The sequence below is a fragment of the Clostridium intestinale genome, assembly GCF_035905475.1.
Taxonomy (GTDB): Bacteria; Bacillota; Clostridia; order Clostridiales; family Clostridiaceae; genus Clostridium_T; species Clostridium_T intestinale.
The window spans coordinates 4,040,445-4,061,609 of sequence record NZ_CP121166.1; the positions used below are offsets into that span (position 1 = coordinate 4,040,445).

A 21,165-nucleotide genomic window follows, 5' to 3' on the forward strand; every position below is an offset into this window, starting at 1 on the left:
TAGATTAGTATATAAAATAAGAATATAAAGTTCTAAAAGGAGGAGCGGTTATGCCAGCAGTAGTTGTTGCAACCCATGGAAGATTTTCTGAAGAGTTAGTTAAGTCCTCAGAAATGATTTTTGGAAAACAGGAAAATGTAGAATATATAACCTTTATGCCAGGAGAAGGAACTGAAGATTTAACTAGAAAGTATAGTGAAGCTATAAAAGCTTTAGATATAGAGAATGGGTTAATATTTTTAGTAGATCTTTTTGGAGGAAGCCCATTTAATGCAGCTACATCGATAGTTGTAGAAAATGAAAATATGGATATAGTTACAGGCGTAAATTTACCTATGTTACTTGAGGTATTTGGAGCGAGAACATCTAGTTCTATAAGTGAGCTTGTAAAGATAGCTGAGAATTCAGGTAAAGAGTCCATTAGACCGTTTAAAGAGGGTCTTATAATAAATAAAAACATTAACGATGATGATGAGGAGGTTCTATAATTATGAAAATAGTTTTAGCTAGAATTGATGACAGATTAATACATGGTCAAGTAGCAACAGTTTGGTCGAAGGTAACTGGGTGTGAAAAAATAATAGTAGTAAGTGACGAGGTAGCAAAGGATGAGCTTAGAAGTACATTATTAGTGCAAGTAGCTCCTCCAGGAATAAAAGCACATGTTTTAAATGTTGATAAAGCTATAAGAGTATACAATAACCCTAAAAATGATTTTAAAGCTTTATTATTATTTACTAATCCTACAGATGTTTTAAGATTAGTTGAAGCTGGAGTAGGTATTGAAAGTGTAAATATTGGAGGAATGTCATTTAAAGAAGGAAAGAAACAAATAACTGGAGCAATTTCTGTAAATGATCAAGATATTTCATCTTTCAAAGAGTTAAACAAAAAGGGAATAGAATTAGAAATAAGAGTTGTTGCATCTGACTCTAAGGTTCTATTAAAAGATAAATTACCACTATAAAATTAAAGAATTAAAGAAATGGGAGGAAGAAAATTATGAATGCTTTACAAATTATTCTTGTTGTAGCATGGGCATGTATTTCAGGTATTGGTTCAGTTCTAGATGAATTCCAAACACACAGACCTTTGATATCATGTACAATTATAGGACTTATATTAGGAGATATGAAAACCGGTATTATATTAGGTGGAACATTAGAATTAATGGCTTTAGGATGGATGAATATAGGAGCAGCTATGGCACCAGATGCTGCACTTGCTAGCTGTATATCCACAATTTTAGTAATAGTTTCTAAACAAAGCATTGCAGAAGGAATAGCTATTGCTATACCACTAGCTGCTGCTGGTCAAGTTTTAACAATATTTGCAAGAACTTTATCAGTTGGTTTACAACACAGAGCTGATAAATATGCTGAAGAAGCTAACTTTGCTGGAGTAGATATGTGTCATTTAGGTGGATTGGTTATCCAAGCACTTCGTGTAGCTATACCAGTATTAATAGTTGCTATGTTTGCAGGTACAGATCAAGTAACAAATATGCTAAATGCAATTCCAGATGTTGTTACAAAAGGACTTCAAGTTGCAGGTGGATTCATAGTTGTAGTTGGTTACGCTATGGTTATAAACATGATGGGTGCTAAACACTTAATGCCTATGTTCTTCTTAGGATTTGTTGTAGCTTCATTCTCAAGCTATAATCTAGTAGCTCTAGGTATATTAGGAACAATTTTAGCTTTACTATATCTACAATTATCACCAAAGTATAATGGAGCAGTGCAAGTTGCATCTGCAAGTGATGACTTTGATGATGATGTGTTAGATTAAGAAGGAGGAGGAAATAGGAATGAGTGAACAAAAAAAATTAACTAAAAAAGATTTAATTAGTGTATTCCTTCGTTCAAACTTTCATCAAGGTTCTTGGAACTTTGAAAGAATGCAGGCTATAGGGTATGCGTATGCAATGAATCCTGTTCTTAAGAAGTTATATACAACTAAAGAGGAACAAAAAGATGCTTTAAAGAGACACTTAGAGTTCTTTAATACTCAACCATTTGTAACATCACCTATATTAGGAGTTACTTGTGCAATGGAAGAGCAAAGAGCTAATGGTGCAGATATAGATAATGGAGCTATAAACGGAGTTAAGGTTGGTTTAATGGGACCTTTAGCAGGAGTTGGTGATCCAATATTCTGGGGTACTTTAAGACCTGTACTTGCTGCATTAGGAGCTTCAATAGCAACTGGCGGTAGCTTACTTGGACCAATATTATTCTTCGTTTTATGGAATGTAGTTCGTTTAGGATTTAGATGGATTACACAATTTTATGGATATCAAGTTGGTGCTAACATAGTTAAAGATTTAGCTGGTAATAAGCTACAAAAATTAACTGAAGGAGCTTCAATACTTGGATTATTCATAATGGGTGCTTTAGTTGCTAGATGGACATCTATAAAGGTTCCATTTGAACTTTCAAGAGTTACTAATGCTGCTGGAGAAGTAACAGTTACAACTGTTCAAAGTGTTTTAGATTCTTTATTACCAGGATTATTAGCATTAGGATTAACATTCCTTTGCATGAGATTATTAAAGAAAAAAGTAAGTCCAATATGGTTAATCTTCGGATTATTCGCAGTAGGTATAATTGGATATGCTATAGGATTATTAGGTCTATAAGATTAAATTTTCACTACGTTTAATTTTTAGAAACCTTGGGAGATACTAAAATAAGTATTTTCCAAGGTTTTTTACATTATAGGAGAATTAAAAGTCTGAGTCATTATAATTTTATAGTGGCTTTTACTTAAAAAGTTATTCTATTGCTATAGAATCTTTTAATACTCTAATTGGTCTCATCATATCGTGGTCTTCGTGCTCTAATATATGACAATGCCACACATAATCCCCAGAATGATCTTTAAAATGCATGATTAATCTTGTTATCATTCCAGGAAAAACTTTAACAGTATCCTTCCAACCAGTTTCGAAGTTTCTAGGAGCTTCTGGTGGTCCAGTATACTTAATCTTACCTGTTTCCTGATAAAAAGAAACATCAAAAGGAATCCTATCTAATATTTTAAATTGAACTAAATGAATATGAATAGGATGAGGAAAAGTAGTTAAATTTAATATATTCCATATCTCTATACTATCATATTCAGGTTTTTCAGTTGTTGGATCACTCCACATACGATCATTTAACATAAGCATAGGTCTACCGTAATGATCTGTTGAAGCACTTAATGTCAATATTCTAGAATTATCAGCTAAGTCTTCAGTTAAATGACTTTGTGGTGTTAGTTCATGAGGAATTTCAGTCTTATCTTCTCCTCTTAAAGGTAGACATACTCTAAATTGCATTATTACGCTAATGTTTGGATCTGGAGATTCGTTGTTTAGAGTAATAGTTTCTCCCTTTAAGTTAGAAAAATCAACTATTATATCAGTTCTTTCAGCTGGTTCTAATTCTATTGAGTCCAGTGTAACAGGATGGTGTAACAATCCTCCGTCTGTACCAATCTGATAAAAGTTTTGTTTATTAGATAAACTTAGAGCATATCCTCTGGTATTTGAGCCATTAATAACTCTAAATCTGTACTTTCTAGGTTCAACATTAAGATATGGCCAGACCTTACCGTTTACTACAATTGTATTACCTAAAAATGCAGGAACTACTGATGGTTTTACATCCACTGGGAATGGTGGTGAATCTGGATAAAATAAAGAACCATCTTTGTTAAAGGATTTATCTTGAATCATCAAAGGGATTTCGTAGTTGCCTTTAGGAATATTTAATCTCTTTTCAAGTGGGTCACGAAGAATATAAAGTCCAGCAAGACCTGCATAAACATTTAATCTAGTTATTCCCATACTATGATCGTGATACCACATTAAGGTACCAGGCTGATGATTGGTATATCTATAAACCTTTCTCTTAAAAGTTTTCCCAGTAAAGGTGTAATCTTTTGTAAACCAAGCATCAGGGTGTCCATCACTTTCCCAGTCAACATTAGCACCATGAAGATGAACTACGGTTCTTACTTCTGGCGAATCTGAAGCACCATGAAGAGTGCGGTCTACAGGTAAAAAATGCTTTGAAGGAAGATTATTAATCCAACGTACCCATATTGACTTATCTTTTACAGCTTCTATTGTAGGTCCAGGAAAAATCCCCTCATAACCCCATATATAGGTGAGAGGAAATTGTTTATGAAAAGAATGATAGCTTTCTTTCATTTCGATCTCATAATATACATTCCCGTTTTCTATAAGAGGTCTCATTACAGGTGGGCGAGGAAGTTTATCTGTAAACTTAGGAATAGTATCAGGATTCGATGGATCTACTATTTCATTATTTGTGCTATCAATATAAAATTCATTACTCAAAATAAGCACATCCTTTTAGATAAATTTAGTCTCTTTTGCAATATATAATATGAATTAAACGACAATGTGTGATATTATTATCATAAATTTGACAATATGACTTTTTTAGAGATAAATATGTATAGCTAAATAATGAAAAACACATAATCTTCACATAATATATCTAAAATGATTAGAAATTTATATGTTAGAATAAAAATGTAATTTAATAAGATAAATTCTGGGGTGATAATAATGGATAAGACTATATATCTTGTTGAGGATGAAAAGAGTTTAAATATTTTATTAGAAAGATATCTACAACTAGAAGGTTATAAAGTAACGACATTTCTAGATGGAGATAGTGCTCTACAAAAAATAAAGGATATGCCAGATTTATGGATACTGGATATAATGCTTCCAGGAGCAGATGGGTATGAGCTTATAAAAAAGATAAAAGATAATAATAAAAATACTCCGGTAATATTTATGTCAGCAAGAAATGAAGAGCTTGATAGAGTTGTTGGACTTGAGCTAGGAAGTGATGACTATTTATCTAAACCATTTTTACCTAGGGAGTTAGTTATAAGAACTAATAAACTTATGGAGAGAATTTATGGTGATGAAAAAGAGCGAGTATCAGAATTATCAATAACCATAGGAGACTATGTTATTAGTAAAACGCAAAGAACAGTTTTCCTTGGTGAAATAGAGATTCAATTAACTAAAATGGAGTTTGAATTACTTAATTATCTAGCTGAAAATAAAAACATTTTAATATCTAGAGACCAAATACTTAGAAATGTTTGGGGAGATGATTATTTCGGTTCAGATAGAGTTGTTGATGATACTATAAGGAGATTAAGAAAGAAAGTTGATAAGTTAAATATAGAGACTGTGTATGGCTATGGATATAAGTTGGTATATAAGTCATGAGGGAATTAAGATTTAAATCATTAACAATGAGAATATGGACTACATTTACAGCAGTAATTTTAGTTATAATATGTAGTATTTCAATAGTATATTTAGTTGCCTACAGAACCATAAATGAAGCCAATAAGATGCAGGATCTAAAGGTTTTTCATGATGCAATAATTGATAGCGAAAATTTTATTCAACCTAACAGGTTTGATGAATTAAGAAACCTAAGAGGAAGTGAACATTTTATTGCTAAGGTGAGTAGTTCTGGAGATATAAAGATAGAAAGTGTAAGAAAGATTTCTGAAAAATTCTTCCCTCAAAACGAAGGCAATGTAAATGAGGGAAATAGGGGGATAGTACCCCCTGGAATAAAGGATGAGGGATTTAGAGAGTGGATGGCTACTTTTGCTAAAGGAGATATGACTGAAAGTGAATTTAAGGAGTATTTTAATAATAGAAAATATATATTTGTAATAAGTTCTATTAAAACAAATGCCTCTGAAAATGAATATTTAATATCTTTTACGCCAAATAGTGAAGATAATATAATAATATACATGGTTATGTTTATAGGACTTATATTTATTGGAATAGGCTTTTTTACAGCTAAGGTAGTTGCAAACCGTATCTCAAAACCCCTTAAGGAATTAGAAAATCATACAGTAAGAATAGCTCAAAAAGATTGGAAAGAGCCTATAATGATTAAAAGTGAGGATGAGATTGGAAGACTGGCAAAGGCTATGAACCTGATGCAGATAGAACTAAAGAGAATAGACGAGGAAGAAAAAACTTTTCTTCAAAGTATATCTCATGACTTAAAAACACCTGTCATGGTTATTATGAGTCATGCAGAAGCTATTATAGATGGTGTTTATATAGATTCAGTAGAGAAAACTGCAGAAATAATAAAAGAAGAAGCAATTAGTTTAGAGAAAAAAATAAAGCAGTTATTATACCTTAATACATTAGATTATGTTTTAGGAAATAATATTGACAATGAAGAATTTGATTTAAAAGAAGTTCTTTTAAAGATAATAAATAGGTTTGAAGTTGTAAATAGCAACCTTGATTGGGATCTTGACCTTGATAGGATTATAATTAAAGGTAATAAAGAAAAGGTTAAAGTTGCAATTGAAAATATATTAGAAAATGGATTAAGATATGCAAAAAGTCAGATAAGAGTAAAGCTTAAAAGAGAAGCAAATTATGGAATTATAGAGCTTTATAATGACGGACAGAATATATCTGAGGATAATATTGAACATATATTTGAAACACTCTATAAAGATAAAACAGGGAATTTTGGATTAGGATTAGCTATATCCAAAAAGATAGTAGACTTTTATGGCGGAAGTATAAAAGCTGTTAATAGAGAAGAGGGTGTAAGTTTTATAATTAAATATCCAATTTAGTGAATGAGGTTTAAGTAGTAAAAGATACTTAGACCTTTTTTTATTGTACGTTTGTACAATTGTACAACTGTACAAACGTACAAATAAAAAAATGTATAATCTTACAATTGTACAAGTGTACATCTGTACACTTGTACAATAATATTTAAATTTTTAACTTAAATAGGTCTGTGAATAAAGAAATAGAGAATATAAACAGGGCCAACATATAAAGTGAGTTCTTCTAAGATTTATCATCACATAAATTTCACATAATTATTTGATAATAGCATTACAATTAGTGTCTATAATGTGAGATATGAAATTAGTAAGGAATCACCTAAGGGGGAAGGAATAAATGAGAAAGTTAAAGCTATCAAAAAATGAACTTCTGCTAGTGCCAATATTAATATTATCAGGATTTTTAAGTTTATTTAATTTAAGTATTGAAGGTTATGGGAATGAGTACTACGCCGCTGGTGTTAAAAGCATGACAATGAGTTTAAAGAATTTCTTCTTTGTATCATTTGATCCAGCAGGATTTGTAACTATAGATAAACCACCTTTAGGATTTATGATACAGGCATTATCAGCAAAGATATTTGGGTATAGTGGATGGAGTATAATTCTTCCTCAAGCTTTAGCAGGAGTTATCTCAGTATGGGTTATTTATAAAATAGTAAAGAGATCTTTCGGAATTCCAGCTGCTTTAATATCATCTTTGTGTCTTGCTATAACTCCAATTTTTGTGGCTGATAGTAGAAATAATACAAACGATAATCTTTTAGTATTAGTTTTGCTTTTAGCATGTTGGGTGTTATCAAAGGCTGCAGAAAAAGGACATTTAAAACTATTAATTTTAAGCTTAGTTCTTGTAGGTATAGGATTTAATATAAAAATGCTTCAAGCTTACATGATTGTACCTGCTTTATATATAACATATTTGTTATCTACAGCAGTTTCATGGAAAAAGAGGATAGGACATTTAGTATTAGGAACCATAGTTCTTTTAATAACTTCTTTGAGTTGGGCTTTTGTTGTAGATTTAGTTCCAGAAGAGAATAGACCATTTATAGGAAGCAGCACAGATAATACGGTTATGGAATTGATAATAGGGCATAACGGATTAGAGAGACTTGGTCTTGGAAGTTCATCAAATTCAAATAGAAGTGGACTAGGTGGATTTGGTGAAATGAATCCTCAAGATGCTATGAATAGAGGGCAAGAAACACAAACAGGAAATTATTCATCAAATGGAGATAGTGAAAAGCCTCAACCACCAGAAGGAGCCAATGGACAAATGATGCAAGGTAATCCAGAAAGAGAAGGAAATATGGGTGAAGGTAAAGCACCGGATGGTTCAAGTGGAAATATGCCTCAAAGAGAAGGTGGATCTCAAGGAGGTATGGGATTTGGTAACATGAGAGCTGGTGGTGGCCAAGCGAGTAATATGGGAGGCTCAGAGGGAGCTGGTATTACAAGATTATTTCAAAACAACAGTTTGTCAGATCAAATAATATGGTTATTTCCATTATCATTAATAGGTTTTATAGCAGCCGCTATAAAGGAGAAATTAAACTTAAAGTTGGATAACAAAAAGAAATTAGGATTAGCACTATGGTTTGTTTGGTTAGTACCTGTATTTATATATTTTAGTTTTACAACAGGGTTATTTCATCCATACTATTTAACTATGCTTGCTCCCCCTATAGCAGCATTAACAGGTATAGGTGCTACATCTATGTGGGAACTTTACAAAGATAGAGGTTGGAAATCATGGTTTTTACCAGGAGCTCTTATAATTAATGCAGGAGTTCAACTATTAATCCTCTCTTATTATAGTAGTGATAATATAAGCAAAATATTAGCTATAACAGTATTTGTTTTATCTGGTGTATCTTCGGTAGTTTTAATTGCACTAAATTTACTAAGAAATAATGATAAAAAAGTAATAGACAAAATTGTAGTATCAATATCGGTAATAGGATTGTTAATAACACCATTAGTTTGGTCATCAACTACAATGTTTTATAAAATGTCAGGAACATTTCCTTCGGCAGGGTTAAGTTTGAGAACTGAGGAGATAGGAATGGGAAATACCTTAGAAGGTAATGAAGATATAACTAAGCTTGTAGATTACCTTAAATCCAATATAACCAGTGAAAAATATTTGGTGGCAGTACAATCAGCTACTGGTACAGCTTCACAAATAATCATAAATACAGGTGAATCTGTAATGACTCTAGGAGGATTTAGTGGCTCAGATCAGATATTAACTTTAGATGAGTTTAAAGAATTGGTGAATAAAGGAGAAATCAGATATGTCATAACTGGTGGCCAAGGTAGAGGTGGAAATAATGAAATAATGTCTTGGGTTCAAGAAAATGGTGTATTGGTTCCAGAAAGTAAGTGGGATAACACTAAAACTTCAACCACTGGAAATAAGACATTAAATCAGGGTTTTGGTAGAGGGAATTCTATAGAATTGTATGATTTAAAACCTGGCAAATAGAAGGTAACGCGCTTAGTAGAGGAGAAAAGAATGGATTTTTTCAAAAATGTTAAATTGACACAAAAAATTAGTTTGTTATCTATAAGTTTTTTAATATTCCTGACCATAATAGGAGTTACTTCAGTAAAACAATTGACAGTATTAAACAATAAAATTATGGAATTAAATGAACAAAGAGTTGCTCCAATTATAAAACTAGAAAATATAAAATCAGATATTGAGTATATCAGGTATGAAGGTAATTCTTTAATGGATGCAAGTGATGACGATGAGAAGAAAACTATAAAAGATGCAATAGCAACTAAGGTATCTGATATAGATGAGGCCTTACTTGAGTATAAAGATGATGAGGATTTTTCTAGTTTATTTAGTAATTATGACGCATTTATTGCAGCTAAGGACACATTTGTTGAAAATGCAGAACAACGTGGTCTTATTCAGCAAAATGGATCACATTTAGAAGGACAAATTCCACCAGAATCTCAAGATGGAGCTGGAGGAGCACCTAATAATATGCAGGCTTTTGATGAGGCGAAGATAGCCTTAGTTGAATCTTTTGATGAGGTTATAAACAATCATGTTTTAGAAGCACAGAATACTTATCAGGATAGTAAAGCTGATTATAAAAAAACGGTAATGATATTAATATCTATAGTTGTAATATGTATAGTCATTTCTCTTTTATTATCAATTGTAATAATAAGATCAATAATTGTGCCAGTAAAAAAGGTTACTGGGAAGCTAAAAGAAGTTTCAGAAAGCAATGGAGATTTAACTCAAAGGATTAATTATGAAAGTAAAGATGAAATAGGACAATTGAGTAAAAGTTTTGATTTGTTTATGGATAAATTACAGTCAATTATTAAAGAAGTAGCTAGTTCTGCTGAGGTTATAGAGTCTTCAAGTGGACAACTAAGTAAAGCAACAGCAATAACCACAGAGTCTTTAGAAGAGATTTCTAAGACTGTAGTAGATATAAGTGGAGGAGCAGCAGATGGAGCGGCATCAGCAGAAGAAACAACTGCAGGACTTTCAGAGGCAGCAAGATTTTCAGAAGCGGCTTCCGATGCAAGTAGAAAAACTGCTTATAATAGTAAAAAGGTTAAAGAATCAGCAGAGGATGGAGCTAACAAAATAGATGAGATAGTATCTTCAATTACAAACATAGCAAGTTCATCTAAAGAGGTTTCAGTGATAATAAATGAGTTAGATTATTCCTCAAGAAAAATAGGAGATATTATAAAAATAATCACATCAATATCAGAACAAACAAATCTATTAGCATTAAATGCAGCAATAGAGGCTGCAAGGGCTGGAGAGGCTGGCAAAGGCTTTAATGTAGTATCAGACGAAATCAGAAAATTAGCAGATGAAAGTAGTAAGGCAGCTAGAGATATATATGAATTAGTTAAGGATAATCAGTTAAAATCGGCATCGGCAGTAACTTCAGTAAATCAGGTAGAAGAAAAAGTTGCAAAAGGTGTTGAAAAGGCATCTGAAGTAGGTGAAAGTATCCAAAATATCATTAAAAATGTTAATGAAATAGTTGTAGAAATAGAGCAAATAGACAAAGCAAATGTTCAACAAGTGGAAAGCACAAAAGAGATAGAGCAAGCAATAAATAACATAGCTTTATCCTCAAATGAAATAGCATCAGGAACTGAGAACATAAGCTCTAGTATAGAAGAACAACTTAAAACCATGAATGGAATAGAGGAAACCACAGAAGATTTATTAGAAATGTCTAGAAGGTTAAGCAAAATAACCTCTGGATTTAAGGTATAGATTATAAGTTAATAAACGTGATTATAAACAATAAATAATTTAGGAGGAATTACTGTGAAAAAGAAATTAATTAAATCATTAATAGTAGCAGCTCTTGCCGTAGCAGTTATTACAGGAGGAATTTTCGGGTATAAGAAGTTTTTTGGTACTAATAAAGCTGTAGCAGCAAGTAGTAGATATATAACTGCAACGGCATCTAAAATGGATTTATCAGTAAATATACAAGGAACAGGAAGTGCATTTGCAGGGACTTCTAAAGAGGTAACGCCAAGCAATGAGGGGGTTATACAAAATTTAAATGTTCAAGTAGGAGATACTGTTAATAAAGGAGATACTCTTTTTGTAGCATATAGTGAAGACATTGCAAATGCTTTAGAAACAGCTAAAAACAATGTGTCAAAACAAGAGGCAGCAATAACAACCTCTAATAATCAAAGAGCATCAAAAATATCAGAAGCGCAAACTGCGGTTAAAAATGCTCAATCTCAATTAGATTCCGCTAATAAAGCGTTACAAGCTAATCCCACAGATGAATTACTAAAGGGGAAAGTACAAACTGCACAAGATAATTTAGATAAACAAAAACAGACATTAGAAAGTGCTCAAAATAGTTCAACAGCAGACACAACGCAATTAACTAATGCCCAAGAGCAGTATGAAAAAGCATTAGCTAATTATAATAAAATGACAGTTACCTCACCAATATCAGGAGTTGTAGTTGCTAAAACTTATAACACAGGGGATGATGTACAAGCATCTAAATCAGTTTTAACAATAATAGATCCAAATTCTATAAAAGTTAAGGTAGCTGTAGATGAATTAGACATAGCTAAAGTAACTAGTGGACAAACAGCTACAGTTAAGTTTGATGCAATAAGTGATAAGAGCTTTGAGGGAACAGTTGAGGCTATAGCGCAATTAGGTACAAGCAACAATAATGTAACTACCTATGATGTAACTTTAGGCATAAAAGAACCCACAGGAATTAAGGTAGGTATGAACGCTAATATTACCATAGCAATACAAAGTAAAAAGGACGCATTAGTAGTTCCAGTTGAGGCTGTAACAAAAGAAAGTGACAAAAAATATGTTACAGTTTCAAGTTCATCTGGTGAAAGTGAAGGAACTCAGTCAAGAGGGCAAAGAGTAGAGATTACTACAGGACTAGAAAATGAGAGTTATGTAGAAATAGTTAGTGGAGTAACAGAGGGAGAAAAGTTACTTATTACTTTGCCAACAACAACTACATCAACTAATACTAATAGAAGTGAGAGAGGCAGCTTTGGAGGAGCATCTATGGGAGGCTCTTCTATGGGAGGCGGCTCAATGGGTGGTGGAAGTGGAGCTCCATCAGGAGGACAAAGACCTTAAGGAGGTGAGGTAATGAATAAATACACTAATAAATCTGAAGTAATTAATATGAGTAATATAAATAAGATATATTCAATGGGAAGTAGTGAATTTAAAGCTCTTGACAATATTAACTTAAGTATTAATAAAGGTGAATATGTAGCTATAGTTGGGCCTTCTGGGGCAGGTAAGTCAACTCTTATGAATATAATAGGATGCCTAGATACACCAAGTGGTGGAGAATATATATTAGATGGATTAAATACAAAATGTAGTGATTCAAAATTAGCAGAGATAAGAAATAAAAAGATAGGTTTTATATTTCAGAATTATAATTTATTGCCTAAATTAAATGTTTTGGAAAATGTAGAATTACCCCTTTTATATTTAGGAATGAGTAGTCGTGAAATAAAAGAGAAAGCATTGTCAGCATTAAAAAAAGTTGGTCTAGAAACCCATTTAAAGCATAAGCCTAATGAGTTATCAGGAGGGCAAAAGCAAAGAGTTGCAATAGCCAGAGCCTTGGTAACAGAACCTCAGATAATACTTGCAGATGAACCTACAGGAGCTTTAGATAGTAAGACAGGAAGAGAAGTTCTTAATATGTTGGAAGATTTAAATAAAGAAGGTAATACCATAATTATAATAACTCATGACAAGGAAATAGCAGCCGAGGCTAAAAGAATGATAACCGTAAGAGATGGAATAATCACCTCAGATACTTGGAAAGTAGGTGAAATAAGCATATGAGAATTTCAAAACTAATTAGGATTTCTTTAGCATCTGTTTGGAGTAATAAAATGCGATCTTTTCTTACTATGCTTGGTATAATAATAGGAATATCTTCAGTAAGCATATTAGTAGGAATAGGAGAAGGAACGAAAAAGCAGGTAACTGAGCAAATTGAAAGCCTTGGAACCAATCTTATAACAGTTAGTATAACTGGAAATAGAACTAAGGCCATTACTAATGAGGAGCTTGAAGAATTAAAAACTAAACCAGGTATTAAGGAGATAGCTCCTGCATTAAGTCAAGGAAACATAAATGTTAAAGCAGGAACAACATCTAAAACTACTACACTTGAAGCTTCAACAGCTAACTATGCAGATATAAGAAAATTAGCAGTTGCAAGTGGTAGATTCATTAATGATAATGACGATGAGAATAGATATAAGGTTGCAGTAATTGGCTCAGAAACAGCTACAAATCTATTTTCAACAACAAATGTTGTAGGAAAGACAATGTATATAAGTGGTATTGAGTTTAAAATAATAGGAGTTCTTGAGTCTCAAGGAACAAGTGCTACAGGTTCAAGTGATGATAGGGTAATAATTCCATTACAAACAGCTCAAAGATTGTTACAAACTACAACTGTAAAAACATTTTATGCGGAAGCTACAGATAAAGACAGTGTTAGTGAAGCAAAATCATATCTAACCTTATTTCTTAATAAGAAGTATGATAATAATACAAATAGCTATAGAATAATGGATCAGACAAGTCTTTTAGAAACAGCTAGCTCAACTACTTCAAGTTTAACTACAATGCTTGGAGGAATTGCTGCAATATCTTTAGTAGTAGGGGGAATAGGTATAATGAATATTATGCTGGTTTCTGTTATAGAAAGAACTAGAGAAATAGGCATAAGAAAAGCTATAGGAGCTAAAAGAGGAGTAATTTTAACACAATTTTTGATAGAAGCAGCTACAATAAGTACACTAGGTGGTATTTTTGGAGTTTTAATAGGATTTTTAGGCGCTTATGTGGCTCAAAACTTCTTTAACTTAAGTGTAAGTATTTCTAATAATATAGTAATAGGAGCATTTATTTTCTCCTTCTTAGTTGGAGTAGTGTTTGGCATATATCCAGCCAATAAAGCATCAAAATTGAATCCTATTGATGCATTGAGATTTGAATAAGTTCTAATAAAGGAAACGTATCAAAAAGTTTTTGGTACGTTTCCTTTTTAATAGCTATTATTTAGGGTAAAATATTAAGTATCAAGTGAAACTTGATTCAGGTGGAGTTTGGTCTCCAACTGAATCTTAGTTGAACTTATCTAGGGTCGTGCCACTGTTAGCTCCCGACTTAATATAGGATGGGAGTGCTACAGTGGCTAGACATCAGATCAAATATACTTAAATGAGGATAACCATGGATATAAAAGAACTAAGAATATCTGTAAGAAATCTTATTGAATTCATTTTAAGAAGAGGAAGTATAGATAGCGGATATACAGGTAACAAGAGGGCGCAAGAAGGAACCAAAGCTCATCAATATTTACAAAAAGAGAATAGCAAAATCTATGAAACCTATAAAAAAGAAGTTTATTTAAAGCATGTATTTAGTAGAGAAGATATAGTATTAACAGTAGAAGGACGAGCTGATGGGATAATAGATTTAGATGAAAAGATAATTATAGATGAAATAAAAAGTACAACTAGAGATTTAATTGATATACAAGAGGAAGATAACTTACTACATTGGGCTCAGGTTAAATTTTATGGATATATGTATTTAATAGAAAATAGTTTAGAAAACATAGAGTTACAACTCACATACATAAATCTAGAAAGTAGTGAAGTAAAGAGCTTCCTTAAAGAGTTCAACCTTAAGGAGCTTGAGGAGTTTGTAAATAGTGTAGTAGACGAATATGTAAAATGGGCAAAGTTTACTTTAGAGTGGAAAGAAATTAGGAATAATTCTATAAAAGATTTAACATTTCCCTTTCCTAAGTATAGACAAGGACAAAGAGAATTTGCGGTTGTTATCTATAATACCATAAGAAATAATGGTATGCTTTTTGCACAAGCGCCTACAGGAATAGGAAAAACCATATCAACACTTTTTCCTAGCATAAAGGCATTAGGTGAAGAGCAGGCAGATAGAATATTTTATTTAACAGCTAAGACAATTACAAGGACTGTAGCTGAAGAGTCTATAAGTATTTTAAGAAATGAGGATTTAAGAGTAAAAAGCATTACCTTAACAGCTAAAGATAAAATCTGCTTTAGTGAAGAGGGAAAATGTAATACAGAAGAATGTCCTTACGCAAAAGGATATTATGACAAAGTTAATGAGGCTTTATTTAAAATACTTAACAATGAAGATGAATTTACAAGAGAAAAGATAGAAGCATATGCTAGGGAATATGAAATATGTCCATTTGAATTTTCTTTAGAAATATCAATTTGGTGTGATGTAATAATAGGGGATTATAATTATGCATTTGATCCTAGAGTATACTTAAAAAGATTTTTTGATGAAAGAACAGAAGATTATATATTTTTAATAGATGAAGCTCATAATCTAGTATCTAGAGGAAGAGAGATGTTTTCAGCAGCTATAAGTAAAAGAAAGATTTTGGACCTTAAAAATCTTTTAAAGGGAGAAAAAAAGCTAACAAGAAGATTAAATAAGATAAATAATTTTTTGATAGCTTTGAGAAAAGAGGGAGATGGGAAAGGAGAAAATGAGTTTATAACAGAAGAACCTAATGTGGTATACGAATATATTAGAGACTATTTAAAAGAGTGTGATGAATTTCTAATAAATAATAGGGATTTTCAATATTATCAAGAGGTTTTAGATGTTTACTTTGAGTTAAATACTTTTATAAATATGAGTGAATTATATGATGAAAATTATTTAAGCCTGGTTGTTATTGATGGAAATGAACTAATATTAAAGCTTTATTGTATTAATCCAAGAGATAATCTTATAACTGGAATGAATAGAGCTAAAAGTAAGGTTATATTTTCAGCAACATTATCACCAAGCAGTTATTTTATAGAACTTCTTGGAGGAGAGGAAAATAGCTATAAGATGAGTTTACCATCTCCTTTTCCAAAAGAAAATCTATTAACTTTAATAGCGCCTATATCTACACGGTTTAAACATAGAGGGGCAACAATAGAGAAGATACTTCTTATGATAATAGAATTTGTAAAAGGCAAAAAAGGTAACTATATGTGTTTCTTCCCGTCTCATAGATATATGAAGCAAGCTGAGGAACTTTTAACTAAGCTTAGTGATGAAATTATATATATACCTCAAAAAGAAAATATGACTGAGATAGAAAAAGAAGATTTTTTAGATAAGTTTAAAAAACCAAAGGAGAAGGTACAACTAGGCTTATGTGTCATGGGAGGAATATTCTCAGAAGGGATAGATTTAAAAGGTGATTCCTTAATAGGGGCAATAATAGTAGGGGTAGGTCTCCCTCAATTATCTTTTGAGCAAAATCTAATTAAGGACTTTTTTAATGAAGTTGGAACAGGGTACGATTATGCATATGTTTATCCAGGGATTAATAAAGTTATGCAGGCTGTAGGGAGAGTTATTAGAAGAGAAGAAGATAAGGGTGCAGTTTTATTAATTGATGATAGGTTTTTAACTGAAAAGTATATTAAACTTATGCCAGAAGGTTGGAGAGATTTTAAAGTAGTCAAAGATAACAGTTCTATAAATAAACAAGTCAAAGAATTTTGGAGGAGTAATAATGAAGAATAAGATATTTTATTTTTCATCTACGGGAAATTGCTTGTATGTATCAAAGCAAATAAAAGATGAATTAGGAGAATGTGAAATAATATCAATACCTAAAGCTATGAAGGAAGGAAAATTTGAGTATGAAGGAGATAGGATAGGAATTGTATTTCCACTACATTCATATGGACTGCCAATTATAGTTAGAGACTTTATAGAAAAAATAAAGATTAACAAAGATGCTTATATATTTGCTGTAGAAGTTACTGGTGGAGGTAAGTCAAATTTCCCATTAATAGAAATAGATACGCTTCTAGAGGATAAAGGAGAAATAAAAAATTCAGTTATAATAAAATATATTTCAAACTATACCAGAATGGGTAAAAATCCTACAGAAGAAAGAGCTAAAAAGGCTATAGAAGAAAACACCTCTAAGCTTCAAGAATTTATAAAAACACTAAAAACTAAAGAAATAAAAGCCTTACCAAAAAGATATTCTTTAATTCACAAAAAGTTTTATAGTTTATGGAAAGATTCCTATAAAGAAAAAGACAAAAACTTTAATGTAGATGAAAGATGTATATCTTGTTCTATGTGTCAAAAAATATGTCCAGTAAATAATATAGAAATGGTTGAAGGATATCCTAAATGGACGGGAAAATGTATAGACTGTATGGCTTGCATAAATATATGTCCAAGTAAGGCTATAAACCTTGGAAAAAGCACACAAAATAAAAATAGATACAGAAATCCATATATTAAAGCCAATGAATTAATATAATTACAATAAATATTATATTTTAGAAATTATTAATTTAAGTGGGTATGATTTCATCTGTATACAACGTAAAAAGTGTAATAAAACTAAATGCTTAATGGACACAATATGTTTGTAAACATTAAGGAGGGATATATTATGAATTACAGAAGAAATCATAAAATAAAAGAAGGATTAATTCCTACAGCATTAGGTACCGCAGTAACTGCAGGAGCAATAGCAGCTCGTTGTATGGACGCAAGACACCACAGCATGGGTAAAAGAGATATAGTGCCAATGTTAGAAACGGCTGTATTAGGCTTTGGATTAGCTCATGTAGTACTGGGAGCTATTGATTTATTTCAAGATTAATAGATGTATTATAAACCATACAGAGAAATGTATGGTTTTTTTATTTTTAAATCCATAAAATTGTATATTAAAAGTATAAATGGTATTTAAAAGCAAAAGGAAAACCTCTACAAACCCAGCTATAATGGGACTTTAAATTAGATTATAATTTTAACAATAATAATTATTAATAAATAATTTTATGAAGAATTAAGTAGAGTAATAAGAGAGTTAGTGATATAATTAGTTTAAAATATTTCATAAAAATAGGGGTGGAAAAATGAAAGGAACTGTTGTAAGTACCTGGATGAAAACATGTAGTAATATGTATAGTAAAGAATGCGTTGAAAATGCTTTAGCCTCTGCTGGACTTGACAGACATAAGATTTTTTCTCCGTTAGAAGATGTAGATGATGCAATAATTAATAAATTAATATCTAATATAGCTCAGGCTAATAAGGTATCTATTTCTGAACTATGGAGAAAAATAGGTGTTGATAATATAAAGGCATTTTTTAAGGATTATCCAGCATTTTTTAAACATGAAAATCTATATACGTTTTTAAAATCAATGTATGATGTTCACGTTATTGTTGTTAAAAGAATACCAGGAGCAAAACCGCCACTATTAAACTTGGAACCAATATCTAAAAGAGAAGCTATATTTGAGTATTCTTCTAAAAGAGGTATGTTTGATTACTTTCAAGGATTAATAGAGGGAGCAAGTAAGCATTTTAATGAAAAATTAAGTACTGAAGAAATATCTAGAACCCCTGATAATCTTAAATTAAAATTAACTTTTGAAAATGATATATATGTTAAGAAAAGTTATAAAATAAATAAGATATTATCTTTTGGTTTCCTAAAGGATGTAGGAGCAAAGGTAACAATTTTATCAACACTTATAATTGCTATATTAAATTTATTAGTTTATTTTACAGCTAAAGATTTACTTATATACACTTCAATTGCAAGTGGTTTAATTGGTTCATTTGTAGCCAACTATATATTACATAGACCTATGAAGGTCATAATCAATGATTTAGAAAGACTTAAGCAACATAATTATGTGGATGATTTATATCTTGAAACTAATGACTCCTATGAAAAATTCTATGATTTAATAAAAGATTATAAGAAAGTAATCACAGAAGATTTTGTTGGATTTAAAGGAGTTACAGATGAGATTAACACCTTTAGTGCCGAGGTAAGTAATATAGCTAACAAGATGAACTCTACTTCAGAAGAAATTGGCGGAGTAGTAGAACAAGTTGCTAATGCTGCAATACTTCAAACCTCCGAAATAGAAGGATCAGTAGCTATGCTAAAAGATAGTGTTCAATCTATAGTATATGTAACTAAAAAGGAACATGAAAATAAAGGCGAATTAGAAAATGCTGTAGCTAAAATTACTAATAGTTATAAAAACACTAAAGCTACATCAGACAAGCTTAATGATGTATTAGTAGAATTCGGCAATGTTAAAACTAATAGCTTAGAATTACAAGAAAAGGCTAAAGGAATAACACAAATCGTATCATTAGTATCTTCAATAGCAGAACAAACAAACTTACTTGCTTTAAATGCATCTATAGAAGCAGCTAGAGCTGGTGAAGCTGGAAGAGGATTTGCGGTTGTAGCTGAAGAAGTTAGAAAACTTGCAGAACAATCACAACAAGCTGTTAATGATATAACTGGAAGTTTAAATCAAATAATTGGTGAAATAGATAATGTAGTAACAGACATAGGAACACAATTTGATGTTTTAAAAGAAGAAAACAGCAAATTAAATGTAGCTGTTAGCTATAGTGATAGTGCTAATACAACTATAAACCTAGTAGCAAATAAGATGATTGAAACTTCAGACCTACTTGAAAAAGAGACAGGCTCTATGTCTGAAGTATATAGCAAGATTGAATCTCTAGTATCTATAGCAGAAGAAAATACTGCAGCATCAGAAGAAGTAAGTTCTAGTGTATTAATGTATACAGAAGATATTAGAAATCTTACTAAGAGTATACAAGAGTTTAAGCAGTTAGCAGAACAATTTAATGACGATATGGATAAATATAAGATATAATATCAAAAGTAGTTCTCAATTTATTTTGAGAACTACTTTTTTACGCCGTAACCTCCATATAAAGAAGCCACATCTCTAATGGTTATAAAAGCATCTGGATAACTATTTTTAACATAATCTATAACTTCATTTTTAATTTTTCTTTTTAGATGAATCATAAGTATACGCTTTTCATTCACTCTTCCATAGGCCTTTATTTCAGTAACCCCAATTTTTTTATCTCTTAAATATTGAGCAAGCTTATTGCCATCTTCCTTATTTAAAATAATCTCTAAAGTTACTAATCCATAATTTAATTTTTCCTCTAAAGATAAGCCGACAAAATGTCCTAAAGCGTAACCTAAAGCATAGGCTATCATTCTATTTGGATAACTAGTTATATCAACAATTATTCTGCTTACAACTACTAACCAAAGCATAATCTCAAAAAAAGCAATAATTGAAGCAATAGTCTTTTCTTTTTTAGTTATGAATATTGTTTTAACTGTGGTTAAGGATACTTCTATAATTTTGGCTAAAAAGATAATTAATGTACTTAATATCATTTTCTACACCTCCTATATAAAGTTTTCTCTAATAATACTAAATTTATAGTTATATATCAATAAAAGAAGGTGAAGAAATAAATTATTTTCTTCACCTTCTTTTGGTTAAATATTAAATCCAAGGTAATAAAATGTAAACTGATTTAATTTAAAACTATACTGCATTGTGAACGAAGGATGCTATTCTATCAACTGGGATATCACTAACTGCACCAGTATTAAAAGGTCTTCTATTACCATTATGGTTGCAACATTGATTGTTATTTCCTGAATTTATTTGATAATACTCATCACAAGCGCTACCTAAAGGGCATGCTGGGGGAGCCCCTGTTTCATTTAGTAGCCTTATGAAAGTTGGATTTACCGCTAAAAGTACTCCTGTAAACCCTTGACCAGATAAACCTCCACTTGTTGTGAATACTGTAACTGTTTCACCTATATATCTAGCCATATGAGCTACAAAATTACAATCTGAACCGTTAGCCATTTTGAATTTCCTCCTCTGTAATAAATTTATCATTAAGAATAATGATATGAGACAAAGTATCTTGATATATATTATGAGCGAAAGATTTATGTTGTTACAAAAAAATACAAAATATTTATAGAAAATACATTTATATACAATTAAGAACGGCGAAATATATTTGTA

The 21,165-nt window shown here is 31.1% G+C and carries 18 protein-coding genes; 15 read left to right on the forward strand and 3 right to left on the reverse strand.

The window, feature by feature from the left end:
* Positions 1-50: 50 nt before the first annotated feature.
* From P8F83_RS20580 to P8F83_RS20595, 4 genes are read left to right on the forward strand one after another with little or no spacing between them, the layout of a single operon-like run.
* Positions 51-488: a PTS sugar transporter subunit IIA gene (locus tag P8F83_RS20580; RefSeq protein ID WP_238907310.1), complete on the forward strand. Its 438-nt coding sequence runs from the start codon at positions 51-53 to the stop codon at positions 486-488.
* Between the two features lie 2 nt (positions 489-490).
* Positions 491-967, forward strand: a complete 477-nt coding sequence (locus tag P8F83_RS20585) for a mannose/fructose/sorbose PTS transporter subunit IIB (RefSeq protein ID WP_021803658.1) — start codon at positions 491-493, stop codon at positions 965-967.
* A 35-nt stretch (positions 968-1,002) separates the two neighbouring features.
* Positions 1,003-1,791, forward strand: coding sequence for a PTS mannose/fructose/sorbose transporter subunit IIC (locus tag P8F83_RS20590; RefSeq protein WP_073018961.1), 789 nt, complete (start codon positions 1,003-1,005; stop codon positions 1,789-1,791).
* A 19-nt stretch (positions 1,792-1,810) separates the two neighbouring features.
* Positions 1,811-2,641, forward strand: a complete 831-nt coding sequence (locus tag P8F83_RS20595; protein WP_021803656.1) for a PTS system mannose/fructose/sorbose family transporter subunit IID — start codon at positions 1,811-1,813, stop codon at positions 2,639-2,641.
* A 135-nt stretch (positions 2,642-2,776) separates the two neighbouring features.
* Here P8F83_RS20595 and P8F83_RS20600 read toward each other — a convergent pair whose 3' ends face one another.
* Positions 2,777-4,351 carry a multicopper oxidase family protein gene (locus P8F83_RS20600; protein WP_326512473.1) on the reverse strand — a complete coding sequence of 525 codons (1,575 nt, stop codon included), beginning with the start codon at positions 4,349-4,351 and terminating at the stop codon, positions 2,777-2,779.
* A 234-nt stretch (positions 4,352-4,585) separates the two neighbouring features.
* On the opposite strand from P8F83_RS20600, the gene P8F83_RS20605 reads away from it, so the two are divergent.
* The 11 genes from P8F83_RS20605 to P8F83_RS20655 all read left to right on the forward strand — a co-directional run bounded on the left by P8F83_RS20605 (position 4,586) and on the right by P8F83_RS20655 (position 19,968).
* A complete protein-coding gene (locus P8F83_RS20605; protein WP_326512474.1) occupies positions 4,586-5,266 on the forward strand; it encodes a response regulator transcription factor in 681 nt (226 codons plus the stop codon).
* The gene (locus P8F83_RS20610; protein ID WP_326512475.1) at positions 5,263-6,666 is read left to right on the forward strand and encodes a sensor histidine kinase; all 1,404 of its coding nucleotides are present in this window, start codon (positions 5,263-5,265) and stop codon (positions 6,664-6,666) included. Before P8F83_RS20605 ends, P8F83_RS20610 begins: the two co-directional genes overlap by 4 nt.
* 337 nt (positions 6,667-7,003) lie before the next feature.
* On the forward strand, positions 7,004-9,157 hold the full coding sequence (locus P8F83_RS20615) for a glycosyltransferase family 39 protein (RefSeq protein WP_326512476.1): 2,154 nt from the start codon (positions 7,004-7,006) through the stop codon (positions 9,155-9,157).
* Positions 9,158-9,187: 30 nt separating this feature from the next.
* Positions 9,188-10,942: a methyl-accepting chemotaxis protein gene (locus P8F83_RS20620; RefSeq protein WP_326512477.1), complete on the forward strand. Its 1,755-nt coding sequence runs from the start codon at positions 9,188-9,190 to the stop codon at positions 10,940-10,942.
* Between the two features lie 54 nt (positions 10,943-10,996).
* Entirely contained in the window at positions 10,997-12,313 is a 1,317-nt protein-coding gene (locus P8F83_RS20625; protein WP_326512478.1) for an efflux RND transporter periplasmic adaptor subunit, read from the forward strand.
* 12 nt (positions 12,314-12,325) lie between these two features.
* On the forward strand, positions 12,326-13,042 hold the full coding sequence (locus tag P8F83_RS20630) for an ABC transporter ATP-binding protein (protein ID WP_326512479.1): 717 nt from the start codon (positions 12,326-12,328) through the stop codon (positions 13,040-13,042).
* Positions 13,039-14,211, forward strand: coding sequence for an ABC transporter permease (locus P8F83_RS20635; protein WP_181602210.1), 1,173 nt, complete (start codon positions 13,039-13,041; stop codon positions 14,209-14,211). The genes P8F83_RS20630 and P8F83_RS20635 overlap by 4 nt, the downstream gene beginning before the upstream one ends.
* A gap of 235 nt (positions 14,212-14,446) precedes the next feature.
* Positions 14,447-16,804 carry an ATP-dependent DNA helicase gene (locus P8F83_RS20640; RefSeq protein ID WP_326512480.1) on the forward strand — a complete coding sequence of 786 codons (2,358 nt, stop codon included), beginning with the start codon at positions 14,447-14,449 and terminating at the stop codon, positions 16,802-16,804.
* On the forward strand, positions 16,794-17,561 hold the full coding sequence (locus tag P8F83_RS20645) for an EFR1 family ferrodoxin (protein ID WP_326512481.1): 768 nt from the start codon (positions 16,794-16,796) through the stop codon (positions 17,559-17,561). The genes P8F83_RS20640 and P8F83_RS20645 overlap by 11 nt, the downstream gene beginning before the upstream one ends.
* A gap of 135 nt (positions 17,562-17,696) precedes the next feature.
* On the forward strand, positions 17,697-17,909 hold the full coding sequence (locus P8F83_RS20650; RefSeq protein WP_021803645.1) for a hypothetical protein: 213 nt from the start codon (positions 17,697-17,699) through the stop codon (positions 17,907-17,909).
* Between the two features lie 259 nt (positions 17,910-18,168).
* The gene (locus P8F83_RS20655) at positions 18,169-19,968 is read left to right on the forward strand and encodes a heme NO-binding domain-containing protein (protein ID WP_238907320.1); all 1,800 of its coding nucleotides are present in this window, start codon (positions 18,169-18,171) and stop codon (positions 19,966-19,968) included.
* A 32-nt stretch (positions 19,969-20,000) separates the two neighbouring features.
* On the opposite strand, the gene P8F83_RS20660 is transcribed toward P8F83_RS20655, so the two are convergent.
* Entirely contained in the window at positions 20,001-20,513 is a 513-nt protein-coding gene (locus P8F83_RS20660) for a DUF2179 domain-containing protein (protein WP_326512482.1), read from the reverse strand.
* A 154-nt stretch (positions 20,514-20,667) separates the two neighbouring features.
* Entirely contained in the window at positions 20,668-21,000 is a 333-nt protein-coding gene (locus tag P8F83_RS20665; protein ID WP_315111009.1) for an LSm family protein, read from the reverse strand.
* Positions 21,001-21,165 lie beyond the last annotated feature (165 nt).